The sequence below is a fragment of the Pontibacter aquaedesilientis genome, assembly GCF_014773225.1.
Lineage (GTDB): Bacteria > Bacteroidota > Bacteroidia > Cytophagales > Hymenobacteraceae > Pontibacter > Pontibacter aquaedesilientis.
On sequence record NZ_JACXAJ010000005.1, the window covers coordinates 179,197 to 191,793 of the forward strand.

Annotated in this window: 13 protein-coding genes; 6 read left to right on the forward strand and 7 right to left on the reverse strand. The window is 50.2% G+C overall.

What is annotated here, in order from left to right; all coding sequences use genetic code 11:
* Window positions 1–7: 7 nt before the first annotated feature.
* Entirely contained in the window at window positions 8–370 is a 363-nt protein-coding gene (locus H9Q13_RS12180; protein ID WP_191184083.1) for a hypothetical protein, read from the reverse strand.
* 133 nt (window positions 371–503) lie between these two features.
* On the opposite strand from H9Q13_RS12180, the gene H9Q13_RS12185 reads away from it, so the two are divergent.
* Window positions 504–1,457 (forward strand): YheT family hydrolase, encoded by a 954-nt coding sequence (locus tag H9Q13_RS12185; RefSeq protein ID WP_191184084.1) that lies wholly within the window; start codon window positions 504–506, stop codon window positions 1,455–1,457.
* A gap of 87 nt (window positions 1,458–1,544) precedes the next feature.
* Here H9Q13_RS12185 and rsmG read toward each other — a convergent pair whose 3' ends face one another.
* The 4 genes from rsmG to H9Q13_RS12205 all read right to left on the reverse strand — a co-directional run bounded on the left by rsmG (window position 1,545) and on the right by H9Q13_RS12205 (window position 4,462).
* Entirely contained in the window at window positions 1,545–2,177 is a 633-nt protein-coding gene (rsmG, locus tag H9Q13_RS12190; RefSeq protein ID WP_191184085.1) for a 16S rRNA (guanine(527)-N(7))-methyltransferase RsmG, read from the reverse strand.
* A gap of 111 nt (window positions 2,178–2,288) precedes the next feature.
* Entirely contained in the window at window positions 2,289–2,522 is a 234-nt protein-coding gene (locus H9Q13_RS12195; protein ID WP_224744254.1) for a hypothetical protein, read from the reverse strand.
* Window positions 2,523–2,759: 237 nt separating this feature from the next.
* Window positions 2,760–3,368 carry an RNA polymerase sigma factor gene (locus tag H9Q13_RS12200; RefSeq protein WP_007659731.1) on the reverse strand — a complete coding sequence of 203 codons (609 nt, stop codon included), beginning with the start codon at window positions 3,366–3,368 and terminating at the stop codon, window positions 2,760–2,762.
* Window positions 3,359–4,462 (reverse strand): glycosyltransferase, encoded by a 1,104-nt coding sequence (locus H9Q13_RS12205; protein ID WP_191184086.1) that lies wholly within the window; start codon window positions 4,460–4,462, stop codon window positions 3,359–3,361. Before H9Q13_RS12205 ends, H9Q13_RS12200 begins: the two co-directional genes overlap by 10 nt.
* Before the next feature lie 275 nt (window positions 4,463–4,737).
* Between H9Q13_RS12205 and tgt the strand changes: the two genes are divergently transcribed.
* From tgt to H9Q13_RS12220, 3 genes are all read left to right on the forward strand, one after another.
* A complete protein-coding gene (tgt, locus tag H9Q13_RS12210) occupies window positions 4,738–5,868 on the forward strand; it encodes a tRNA guanosine(34) transglycosylase Tgt (protein WP_191184087.1) in 1,131 nt (376 codons plus the stop codon).
* Between the two features lie 139 nt (window positions 5,869–6,007).
* On the forward strand, window positions 6,008–7,084 hold the full coding sequence (locus tag H9Q13_RS12215; RefSeq protein WP_191184088.1) for an LptF/LptG family permease: 1,077 nt from the start codon (window positions 6,008–6,010) through the stop codon (window positions 7,082–7,084).
* The gene (locus H9Q13_RS12220; protein ID WP_191184089.1) at window positions 7,084–8,031 is read left to right on the forward strand and encodes a DMT family transporter; all 948 of its coding nucleotides are present in this window, start codon (window positions 7,084–7,086) and stop codon (window positions 8,029–8,031) included. The genes H9Q13_RS12215 and H9Q13_RS12220 overlap by 1 nt, the downstream gene beginning before the upstream one ends.
* On the opposite strand, the gene ispE is transcribed toward H9Q13_RS12220, so the two are convergent.
* Window positions 7,981–8,790, reverse strand: a complete 810-nt coding sequence (ispE, locus tag H9Q13_RS12225) for a 4-(cytidine 5'-diphospho)-2-C-methyl-D-erythritol kinase (RefSeq protein WP_191184090.1) — start codon at window positions 8,788–8,790, stop codon at window positions 7,981–7,983. The genes H9Q13_RS12220 and ispE overlap by 51 nt on opposite strands.
* A 178-nt stretch (window positions 8,791–8,968) precedes the next feature.
* Between ispE and H9Q13_RS12230 the strand changes: the two genes are divergently transcribed.
* Window positions 8,969–10,099 (forward strand): DegT/DnrJ/EryC1/StrS family aminotransferase, encoded by a 1,131-nt coding sequence (locus H9Q13_RS12230; RefSeq protein WP_191184091.1) that lies wholly within the window; start codon window positions 8,969–8,971, stop codon window positions 10,097–10,099.
* A 21-nt stretch (window positions 10,100–10,120) separates the two neighbouring features.
* Here the strand turns inward: H9Q13_RS12230 and H9Q13_RS12235 are convergent, their stop codons facing one another.
* Window positions 10,121–11,254: a trans-sulfuration enzyme family protein gene (locus tag H9Q13_RS12235; RefSeq protein WP_191184092.1), complete on the reverse strand. Its 1,134-nt coding sequence runs from the start codon at window positions 11,252–11,254 to the stop codon at window positions 10,121–10,123.
* Window positions 11,255–11,430: 176 nt separating this feature from the next.
* Between H9Q13_RS12235 and H9Q13_RS12240 the strand changes: the two genes are divergently transcribed.
* Window positions 11,431–12,498 carry a DUF5700 domain-containing putative Zn-dependent protease gene (locus H9Q13_RS12240; protein ID WP_191184093.1) on the forward strand — a complete coding sequence of 356 codons (1,068 nt, stop codon included), beginning with the start codon at window positions 11,431–11,433 and terminating at the stop codon, window positions 12,496–12,498.
* Window positions 12,499–12,597 lie beyond the last annotated feature (99 nt).

The following is a 12,597-nucleotide window of genomic DNA, read 5'->3' on the forward strand; positions in this document are numbered from 1 at the left end:
TTGGTATTTAGTTCTGGTCAACCTCAGTTTCCGGATCCAGCTCAACTTCCGTTGCCCTGAAACGGGTTTCGGTTTTACCCATTGTTTCTTGCCAGCGGGTTTGCACTTCTTCCCACTCGGCTTTGGATTTGTCGTCCCAGTCAGCGCTTCTCTTCTCAAGTTCTTTAGCACGGCGGTTATACTCTGCCTGCATTTCGTTCCACTCCTCCTCGGTGGCGGTCTCAGCCCGCTTGCTTGTGGTGTCTACCCAGGTCGAGAATTCTTCGAATTCCTTGTTGGCACTGTGCCGGGTATCTGAGGAGCAAGCCATCACAAAGGCTGCCATCAGACCAACCAACGCCAATGTTTTTATGCTTTTATAAAACTTCATAGTCTATGGATGTGTTAGTTTATAAAGACGAATACGGCAAAACCACCGATCCGATATAGCGATAAACTGTGGAAGGTCGTAATTTTGCTGCTTCCGTACAAAATAACATCCGCATCACGTAGCCCAAAGTGTTATGCCCATTCTTCCGTCCCTGCACAAATCCCCTTTCTACCTATTCAACGGGCATATACAAACCATTGTGCCAGGCCTGTTCAGGCAGGTGGAAGGTGTGGCGTACCACCGCGAACGGCTGATCACACCCGATGACGACTTCATTGACATCGACTGGTCCCGCGTTAAGTCCAGGTCGCTTGCCATCCTTTCGCATGGGCTGGAGGGCGACTCGCACCGACCCTACATTATGGGTATGGTGAAGGTGCTCAATGAGCGTGGCGTGGATGCGCTGGCCTGGAACTACCGCAGCTGTAGCGGCGAACCCAACAAACTGCTCCGCTCCTACCACCTGGGGGCTTCCGACGACCTTGATTTTGTGGTACGCCATGCGCTCGGCACAGGCGATTATGAAACCGTATACCTGATTGGCTTTAGTGCCGGCGGAAACATCAGTCTCAAATACCTGGGAGAGGCACCCGATCAGGTGCCATCAGAAGTGAAGCGGGCCTCGGTCTTCTCGGTACCGGTTGATCTGAAAGGCTCTGCGCAGCGCATTTCCAGGCTGTATACCCAACGATTCCTCAGAACATTGGGCCAAAAGCTGGAACAAAAAAAGGAGATGTACCCGGATGAGTTGGACCTGAGCGATTATAGCCTCTTTTGGTCTTTCCCCGAGTTTGACGACAAGTATACAGCGCCGCTACATGGCTTCAAGAGCGCCGACGATTACTACAGACGTGTGAGCAGCAGGCAATTTCTGAAAAACATCAAGGTTCCTACCCTGCTGGTGAATGCCATGAACGATCCGTTTTTGTCGGAAAGCTGCTACCCACTGGAAGAGGCAGAGCTTAACCCGTTTTTCTACCTGGAAATCCCGGAAGATGGTGGCCACGTGGGTTTTGCTGAAGATCTCCGGAACAATATCTACTACTCCGAAGCCCGGGCGGTGCGGTTTCTGCTGGACGGGGAGTAGTTTAATTGTTAAATGGCTTAACTGTCAAATTGTTGGTTCGACAAAAACCATTCAGCAATTTAACCATTAAACCATATAGCTATTCCATTAAGGCATTGGAACGACAACCACCTTTTTCGTCTCAAAAAACTCCTCTGTGAAGTAGTCTTTCAATTCATAGGTTTTGGTGATCAGGCCTGACTCGGCCAGTTCTTCCTGCAGGTCGCCGCCTTTGAGGTAGTAAATGCCCTTGCTGGCTATTTTATCTTTCTTGAAACTGTTCATCACCCAAGGGTAGAAATTGGCCAGCCTTGTAACGGCGCGGCTCACCACAAAGTCAAACTTCTCGCGTACCTGCTCGGCTCTTGTTTGCGTGGCTGTCACGTTTTGCAAATGCAGTTCGCGGGCGATCTCCTGCACAACGTGTATTTTCTTGCCGATAGAGTCCACCAGGTGAAACTTCACATCCGGGAACATGACCGCCAAAGGCAACCCCGGAAGACCACCGCCAGTCCCCACATCCAACACATGGGCATTGGCCGGAAACTGAATTACTTTGGCTATGCCCAGCGAGTGCAGGATATGATGCACCCCGATGTGGTCCATGTCTTTGCGCGAGATCACGTTTATTTTCTCATTCCACTCTTCGTACAGCTCAGCCATGCGCTCATACTTTTGAAGTTGGTCTTCGGTGAGCTCAGGAAAATAACCTGACAACAAGGTGCGGATGGAGATGGACATAGTTTCAGTTTAGAAGTTAGAAAGTTTAGAAGTTAGAAAGTTAGGGGCTTAGAAAGTTGAAAAGTGTAAGGCAGTGTTAAGTCACTTTTTAACTTTCAAACTCATCCCTTTCTAACTTGTCACAAGGTATAGCATACCTGCCAAAATAGCCACTGCGACTACAACGGCGAGGGCCATCAAGATGTCGAACAGGAGCACCAAGCCGGCGTTACGGTACTGGCCTTCATACTTACGCTGGAGCGCCTGCCGGGCTTCCTCCTCACCTTTGTAGCGCAGGTATAGGTGCAGCCGGCCCATTCCTAGCAGTATGGCTTCGCTCAGGCTTCGCATGATTGGTGTTGGCAAGGTATAGCTTCTGTTCTTTTTACCGCCTCATGACAGCAAAAGGCACTGCAAAAATATAAAATAAGTATGGAAACACACCCAAAATTAAAGCCCCTGACGCACAAGGCGACAAGGGCTCTAAAAACGTAATCAATATTTTTTTCTCAATGGTTAAATGGCTGCATTGTTTAATTGTTGGTTCGCAGAACGATATCCCTCTTAATTGATCAACAATTTAACAGTTTAGCCATTCGACCATTAAATCAAGTGCTTCTTGTTCTTCACCATGTCATAGAGCAACTCGCGGGCGCGGTGTAGCTGGGCTTTTACGGTGCCGAGCGGAGCGTTCAGTTCAGTGGCGATCTCTTCGTATGACAGCTCGTTGAAATAACGGAGCGTTACCAGGCGCTGGTACTTTTCGGGCAGCTTAGCCACCACGTACTGCATGATTTCGATCTTCTGATTCTTAATCGCCTCTTCCTGCGGGTTCAGGTTCTTGTCCTTGAAGTCGATCGTGATCTCGTCGCCATTGTCTATCTTAATGGCCGAGTCGATGCTCATGGTCTTGATTCTGTTCTTACGGATGAAGTCGATACAGTTGTTGGTCGCGATGCGGAACAGCCAGGTACTAAAGGCGTACTCTGGGTTGAACTTGTGCAGGTTGCGAAAAGCTTTGGCAAAAGCCTCTATTGTTAAGTCCTCGGCATCGTCAGCGTTACGCACCATTTTGAGCACCACGTGGTATACCGGCTTCTTATAGATACTCATCAACTCAGCATAAGCTTTCTCGTCGTTTTCCTCGACAGCCGCCTGAATCAGCTTGAAATCGTGCTTCGCTTTTGCGGAGAATTGTTTGTTTACTTCCATCTGATTTGTTTGTTCATTACAACAGATACCCCAAGGAGCAGGTAACTAAAAAAATAGGCAATATCGAGCAGCGGCAATAGCGGTAAGGATACTTTCTCATCGAGTCGTTGCGCCACCTTCAGGTATACCGGGAAGACTACCAGATACCTTAATGCGATAAGCGCAGCCAATATAGTCAAATGACTATTCAGAACAAGAAGAATAATAACCAGTAAGTAGAAAAGAATATTGGATGAAATAAAAGCCCCTATCCTCCCTTTGTCTGCCGCATTGTACTGCCTGCCAGCGGCCATGTGCCTTCTTTTCTGCACTAGCCACTCCCGAAACGTCTTTTTAGGAATGCTGACCGTTTGCCCTTCCTTGCTGATAACAATGCTTGCTTTACTATTGTTGACGGCATCGCGAACAAAAAGGTCATCGTCGCCGCCAGTAGTTTTGATATGAGATGCAAACCCTTTGTTTCTAAAGAAACAAGACTTGGTATAAGATAAGTTTCGCCCCACGCCCATGTAAGCGTATCCCTTGTTTGCATGAGACAAATACTGAATTGCGGTCACTAAGGTTTCATATCTGATAAGATGATTTAAAAAACCCTTCCATTTGGTGTAGGGCGAATAACCGATAACCAAATCAACCCCAGCGGCATAGCCACTCTGCATTTTTTCGATCCACAAAGGGCTGCACGGTCGGCAGTCTGCATCTGTGAACAGCATATGTTCGTAACGGGCCGCCCGTATACCCAAAGCGAGGGCGTATTTTTTTGGATTGAGGTACTCCGGTGTCTTCTTGATGGTCACCACCCTGAAGTTCGGAAACTGCCGCTCCAGTTCGTACACGTAGAATTCTGTGTCATCGTCTGAGCGGTCATTGACCAGTACAATCTCAAACTCAGGGTATTGCTGGTCGAGCAGCATCGGCAGCAGCTCAATCAGGTTGTCGAGCTCGTTATGTGCCGCCACAATCACAGAAACCGGTCGGCGGGTATCCGGCTCCGGGTCCTTATACCTGCTCAGGGGCAGAAAGTAGAAGAAAGCGTAATACAGCTGTACCAACACGCAGCATGCCAGCACTGCCAGGAGTATAAGTGGAATCAAATTCTTTTAATCGTTGATTGTTGGATCGTTAACTTGCCGTGCGGGTCGACACCCGGGACCGCCTGTTAGCGACATGCACCTTTGACAATCAAAAATAGATATAATTAAGCCATTTGCGAACATCTGCACGATTTAATAATTGTTTATGTTTTGTGGGCCCGCACTTTGTATCTTTGCAGATTATTCAGGAAACCATTTAGCAAAGACGGCGGCTTATGAACCGCCCAAAGTGTCGGCGTGCTTCTTGCGGCATACAGCGCTGACCATCACAGACTATGCAATTTTCATTAGTAGCAAAAGATATTCAGTCGAAGGCCCGTGCAGGGGTAGTGCAGACGGCACACGGCGCCATCGAAACCCCGATCTTCATGCCTGTTGGCACAGCTGGCACCGTGAAGGCAGTTCACCAGCGCGAGCTCAAGGATGACATTAAGGCGGAGATCATACTCGGCAACACTTACCACCTATACCTGCGCCCTGGCCTCAACATATTGGAGCAGGCCGGTGGCTTGCACAAGTTCAACGGCTGGGACCGACCAATTTTGACCGACAGTGGCGGCTATCAGGTGTTCTCATTGGCGGGTACCCGAAAGATTAAGGAGGAGGGCGTCAAGTTCAAGTCGCACATCGACGGCTCTACGCTCAACTTCACGCCTGAGAATGTGATGGATACGCAGCGCACCATCGGTGCCGACATCATCATGGCGTTTGACGAATGCACCCCCTACCCTTGCGACTATACCTACGCCAAGCACTCGATGGAACGCACGCACCGTTGGCTACAGCGCTGCGTCGACCGTTTCGACAACACTGAACCCAGGTATGGCTACGACCAGACGCTCTTCCCAATCGTGCAAGGCAGCACCTACAAAGATCTGAGAGTGCAGTCGGCTGAGACCATCGCTAGCTTTGGCCGAGAAGGCAACGCTATTGGCGGTCTGTCGGTGGGGGAGCCTGCCGAGATGATGTATGAGATGACCGAGATTGTGTGCGACATCCTGCCAGCCGACAAGCCGCGCTACCTGATGGGCGTAGGTACGCCGGCCAACATACTCGAAAACATAGCGTTGGGTGTGGACATGTTTGACTGCGTGCTACCTACCCGCAACGCCCGCAACGGCATGCTGTTCACGACGCAGGGCATCATCAACATCCGCAACCAGAAGTGGTCTACTGACCACAGCCCGATCGATGCGGAACTAGGCGGCTATGTGAGCACGTTCTACAGCAAGGCTTACCTACGCCACCTGATACACAGCGGCGAATACCTGGCCGGCCAGATTGCCAGCGTGCACAACCTGACCTTCTACCTGTGGCTGGTGAAGCAGGCACGACAACACATCATCGCAGGCACTTTCCGCGACTGGAAAGACGTGATGGTGAAAAAACTGATGGTACGATTGTAGTTAGAAAGTTAATAAGTTAGAAAGTTTAGAAGTTGTTTATTCTAAGGGTATAGATCATATACGCTAATAGAAATCAACTTTTGAATTTTAACTTTCTAACTTTTAAACTTTTTAACTTTTTAACTAAAGAAGCGCAGCGTTGAAGCTACTCGATAAATACATACTGAAGAAGTTCCTGACCACCTATGTGTTCACGGTGCTGATTATGGTGTCGGTGATTCTGGTGATTGACTTCACGGAAAAGAACGATGACTTCATCAAGCACAATGTGGCCATTTCGGAGATCATCTTCGACTACTACATCCACCTGATCCCGTTCTACGCCAACATGCTGAGCCCGATCACGGTGTTCATCGCCACTGTATTCGTTACGGCCAAGATGGCCTCACATACCGAGATCGTTGCCATATTGAGCGGTGGGGTTAGCTTTAAGCGCTTCCTGGTTCCCTACCTGATAGGTGCTTCGATTATTGGTGTCCTGATTTTTGGCTTGATCGGATGGGTGATCCCGAACGCCAACAAGCAAAGCGTGGCCTTCCAGGTGAAGTATGTGAAAAGCCCTTTTACTTACGACAGCCGCAACATCCACATGAAAATAGCCCCGGATACCTATGTGTATATGGAGAGCTACAACAATACAGCGCACGTAGGGTATAACTTCGCCATTGAGCAGATTAAGGGGACAAACCTGAGCCAGAAACTCACGGCAAGCAGCGTCACCTGGAATCCGGACATTCAGAAGTGGCATGTGGACCGCTATACCTTGCGCACATTCGACGGGGAGAAAGAAACGCTATACCATGGCGAGGCACTGGACACCACGCTCAACATGTTGCCCAAGGACTTCGAGAGCACCTACAAGCTGGAGCAAACTATGACGCTACCTGAGCTCAACCGCTTCATCAACGAAAAGATAGACCGTGGTGCTGACGACATTGAAACCTACCTTATCGAGAAGTATGAGCGATACAGCTATCCTTTTGCCATTATCATCCTGACGGTGATCGGCGTGATTGTGAGCGCCCGAAAAGCCCGTGGTGGCGTTGGCTTCCAGATTGCGCTGGGTTTCTTCCTGGCCTTTGTGTTCATCATCTTTGTGATCACCAGCCGTAGTCTGGCACAGGTAGGCGACCTGCCGCCGCATATTGCGGCCTGGGTGCCGAGTATCATCTTTACAGGTATAGGTTTCTTGCTTTATCGTTATATTCCACGCTAATGCCGCGTCTTAAGGATTTCATTGAGCTCCACTTCATCGTTTTTTTGTGGGGCTTTACCGCCATACTGGGCAAACTGATCACGATTCCGGCAGTAGAGCTGGTGTTTTTGCGCACCTTGATCGCGGCGCTGGCACTGGGCGCCATCATTTATAAGCGGGGTACGCCCTTCTGGCTGGGCCAGGCCAATCTGTTCAAGATAATGGGCGTTGGGTTGATGATCTCGGCGCATTGGATTTTGTTTTTCGCCTCGGCGCGGATATCCTCTGTTTCGCTGTGCCTGGTGGGTATGGCTACCTGTAGCCTGTGGACGGCACTGCTGGAACCGGCTTTCACCAGCAAAAAAATCAAGGTGCATGAGATTCTGCTGGCTTTGCTCATTCTGATGGGGCTTTACATTATCTTTCAGGCCGAAACGAAATTCAACAATATGCTGGGCATCGGCATGGCTGTCGGATCTGCCTTATTGGGCGCTGTCTTCACGATCATCAACGCCCGCCTGGCCAAGCAACACCCCTCTACCACCATCACCGCTTACGAAATGGCAGGTGCCTGCATCGGTACAGCGCTCTTCTTCCCGCTTTACGCCGACCTGTTTGCAGCAGACAACACACTGAACTTCGCTATGAACGGCATGGACTGGGTATACCTGTTGGTACTGGCCTTGGTCTGCACGGTATACGCCTATACCGCATCAGTGCGGTTGATGCAGAAGATCACGGCCTATACTATGAACCTTACTGTGAACATGGAGCCGGTCTACGGCATTCTGCTGGCCTGGCTCATCTTCAACGAAAACGAGCAGATGACCATGCATTTCTACATCGGAGCCGTGATCATCCTCCTCAGCGTGTTCATCCACCCGATACTCGACAGTTACTCAGAGCGGCGCAATAGACTAAAGCAGGCCTTTCCAGAGAAGGTAATGGTCGGGGAAGATAAGGTTTGATGAGCCTTCCTCTTTAAACAGACCGTAGACAGCCGAGCCGGAACCAGTCATGGAAGCATAAGTGGCACCTGCTGCGTATAGCCTCTCTTTGATTGCCGCCAATTCGGGGTATTTCGGAAACAAGGCCGTTTCAAAATCGTTCTTCAACACGTCTTTCCATACCTTGATATCCTGTTTCAGAAACATTTCGATGTCACAGCTTGGCTTTTGGGGCATGATGTTCCCGTATGCCTCGGCTGTTGTGATGTGGATACCTGGGTAGACCAACACACAGGTATAGCCTTTCAGGTCCAGCGCAACGGGCTTGAACACATCGCCCTTCTCTACCGCAATCACCGGTTTGTTCCGAATAAAGAAAGCACAGTCGCTCCCGAGTTGGCGAGCGTAACCTTCCAACTTGTCATCGCTTAAATTTAGTTCGAACAGGCTGTTGAGCTCCTTCAGCGCAAAGGCCGCATCCGAAGAACCACCACCCAAGCCCGCGCCCATCGGAATCACCTTGTGCAGATGCATGTGCACCGGAGGCAATTGAAACTCCTGCTGCAACAAATGATACGCTTTCAGGCAAAGGTTGCTGTCCGGATTGCCGGGCACAGGCAACCCGCTCATCGTGAACTCCAGCTTTTCGGCCGGCAGAATCTCCAGGGCGTCGCACCACTGCACCGGGTAGAAACAGGACTCCAGGTTATGAAACCCGTCAGGCCGCTTCTCGGTCACCAGCAGGCCGATGTTTATCTTGGCATTCGGAAAATCAAGCATAGGTATAGGTTTTGGACTGCAAGGTACTCAAAAGCGTGTTTTATTTAGCAAGAAGAAGTACTACCATCACCATGCGAAGCGTTCCGGCTAATAGAAGCCTATTTTAAAAAACCAAAACGACGTGGCATAAGTAATAATTTTAATATAGCCATTTCCTCTTCTTTAACTTCGGAAACAAATGAACTACAGGCCCGGCAGAATATTTATGTCAGCCCCCCACTTGGGAGGACATGAAAAAAACTATGTGCAGAAAGCGCTGGATGATAACTGGGTGTCCACCTCAGGCCCCAACCTGCCTGGCCTGGAGCACGATATCTGCCAACACACCAACGCCCGCCATGCCGTGGTTTTGAACACCGGCACAGCCGCGCTGCACCTGGCCCTGCGCTTGCTGGACATAAAACCTGGCGATGAGGTGCTCTGCCCTACCTTTGCCCCCGTGGCCAGCGTTAACCCCATTCTATACCTGGGCGCTATACCTGTATTTGTGGAAAGCGAGGCCAATACCTGGAACATGTGCCCGGAAACGCTGGAGCAGGCTATCAAAGCGAGACTTGAGACTGGCCATAAACCAGCCTGTATAGTGGTGGTGCATCTCTATGGTATGCCTGCCAGACTAAACGAGCTCCTGCAAGTGGCGGAGCAATACGGTATACTGGTGGTAGAAGACGCCGCCGAGGCGCTGGGCTCACGTTACGGCGGGCACCAGGTAGGTACGTTTGGCAAAATGGGCACCTTCTCCTTTGGCGGCAACAAGATTATCACAACTTCGGGTGGCGGCGCACTTATTACAGAGGACGCAGCACTGGCGGAGCGGGCACTATATCTGTCCACGGAGGCCCAGTACCCTACCCTGTATGACGCTCACGAACAGATCAGTTACAATTACCGCCTTAGCAACATTAGCGCAGGTATAGGCCGGGGCCAGATCGAAGTGCTGGAGAAAAGAATCAAGGAGCGTCGGGAGGTTTACAACTTTTACAAAGACCACCTAAGCGACACAGGGCTGCAATTTATACCTGAACCCAAAAACTGCTTCTCGAACCGTTGGCTGACCACTGTCTTACTCGATCCCGAACAAAGCAAATCACCCAAGGAGATCATTGCTGCCTTAGAGGAACACAACATTGAGGCGGGGCCGCTATGGAAACCCTTACACCTGCAGCCTTTGTTTCAAAACAGTCCTTACTACGGCGATGGCCTCAGCAAGGGGCTTGTCGAGCGAGGTTTGTGCCTGCCATCCGGAAGCAGCCTGACGGAAGAAGAGCTTAGAAAAGTAGTGCAGGTCCTCCGAAATGCTTTGACCTGACAGCTTATACCTTACTGGTTTCTATACCTTGTCCAGGGCCTGCCCTAAGTCTTGCAGCAGTTCCTCGGTGTCTTCTATACCTACCGACAAACGGATAACCCCAAGCGAGATGCCGAGCTTTTGTTGCTGCTCAGGGCTCAAACTACGGTGCGAGGTGCGCAACGGGTGCGAAATAGAGGTGCTCACGCCAGCCAGGGAAGGCGCAAACGGGATATGCTGCAGTGCCTGCATAAACGCATTAACCGTCTTCAGTTCATCATCCTTTAGCCGGAACGAAAGCATCCCGCCAAACATACCGCCCCCTTGCCCATTAGCCAATTCGTGCTGCGGATGTTGCGCCAGCCCCGGATACCATACCTGTTTCACGTTTGGGTGCTGCTCCAAAAACTCCGCCACCGCCATGGCATTGGCGCAGTGCTGCCGCATGCGCAATTTCAGAGTCTTCAGGCCACGGGCAGCCAGCCAGCTTTCAAAGGGGCTCAGGTTGAGTCCGTAGGTCCGCATGATCTGCTTGCTGCGCTCACTGTCTTCTGCCGTGCCCGCCACAACAACGCCTGCCGTTACGTCGCTGTGTCCCGAAAGGTACTTTGTTACGCTATGGATAACCATGTCGGCGCCCAGACTGAGTGGTTTGGTAATAATAGGCGTAGCAAAGGTATTGTCCACCACCAGTTTTATACCTGTGCGCTTCGTTTCGGCGGCCAGTCGCTTCAGGTCCACCACTTGCAGCAGCGGATTGCTCATGGTCTCGGCCAGCAGCAGCTTGGTATTCGGCTGCACAAAATCAACTAAGGTATAGAGGCTGTCGCTGGGCACATAGGTCACGGCTATCCCCATCCGGGTCAGTTCCTGCGATAGCAAAGCTGCTGAGCCGCCATAGATTTCCTCTGCACACAGCAGGTGGTCACCTGACTGGCAAAAGGTCAGCACGGCCGTGAGTATAGCCGACATGCCCGACGAAGTGGCCACAGCCCCTGCACCGCCCTCCAGCCTGTTCACCTCCTCAGCCAACTCATCAGAATTGGGGTTGCCGTAGCGGGTGTACATGTATTGCTGCGTTGGCTGCTCAAAGTATAGCTCCAGGTCGTTCAGGTCTTCGAAAGTAAAGACTGAGGTCTGGTAGATAGGCGTGGTTTTAGGATGGATCTGCGGCATAAAAACAGAGAATAAATCTAGCCTTCAAGTTAAGAAGGAAAAGATTATATTGTGTAGATTTAGTGATTATAGTGCTCTTTTGAATAGGATAATTTAGACAGGCTTCTCTGTGTATGGGAGTCTGTTTACTATTAGCTGATCGTTACCTGTATTTTAAACCCTAAACTGAATCATACATGAAAACACTCTTTACCTTTCTTGTCATCATGGTATCGTGCCAACTTATACAGGCACAAACTATTGATGCTACTGCGGCAACCCGCTACTTCGAAATGACCGACAGCCTCCGTAAAGGCAGGCCCGTTAGCGACAAGCTATGGGAAAGCTTCCTCAACCAAGAAGGCAACAGGCAATATATCCAAAACCAGGGCTACTCACAGAACTACCTCAACCGACTTCGCAAAGACTTGGAAGTGGTGTACATGCCGCAACACGATAGCCTATTGCAAGAGCGACTGAAGAATCCGCGTCAACATTACAACACCTATCTTTTTCATTTCTACAAAGCCAACGAGCCGCAGTTGCAAGAGTATCTGCAAAAGATAATCACCGACCGGAAGGCATACCTTGCCTCGCTCTACGCAGAGACGCATTCGTTGCTGCCAAAACGCCTGCGCCACACGAAACCCGAAGCTACACTCTATTTCAATGCCATGGGGAACGATGCCGTGGCTACCCAGGGAAATGTAATTCTTACGCTATGGGGGAGCTATGTATACGACAGAGAGAAATTTGGAATACTAGGAGGACACGAACTTCACCACCTTGTCAGAAAACAGAAGCGGTATGTAGTGGCGGAAAAGGATGAAAGCCTCGTATTTATGCTGCAATTGTTGTTAAACGAGGGTTCCCCGGACCTGATCGACAAGCGCTACACAATGGCAGAAAGTGTGCCTGAGGACATGCGGTTCGGAGGTTACCTTTTAGAACATGGTGAAAAGCAGCTACCCAAAGTCGACGAAGCCATACGCGAAATAGCAGCAGGCACCAAAACCTACAATAGCAAAGAGATAAAACAGCAGGTAATTGGCATGAGCGGGCACATCCCCGGATTCTACATGGCTGATGTGGTAGAACGCAATGGCTTAAGAAAGAAACTTATTGCCAACATTGATGATCCTTTCCAGTTCATTTTCCTGTACAATAAAGCAGCTAAGAAGGATAAAGCCAAGCCATTCGTCTTCTCTGATGAAGCGATCGCCTATCTGAAACAAGTGGAGGCTGGCGCTAAGGATAAGCTGTGATCCGACTCCAGCTCAGCTTTAAGCTTAGACTGACACCCCACTCATAACATACCTGCTCAATCCCTTAAACCAAAAATCCCCTTCCGCTCTTATCAAGCG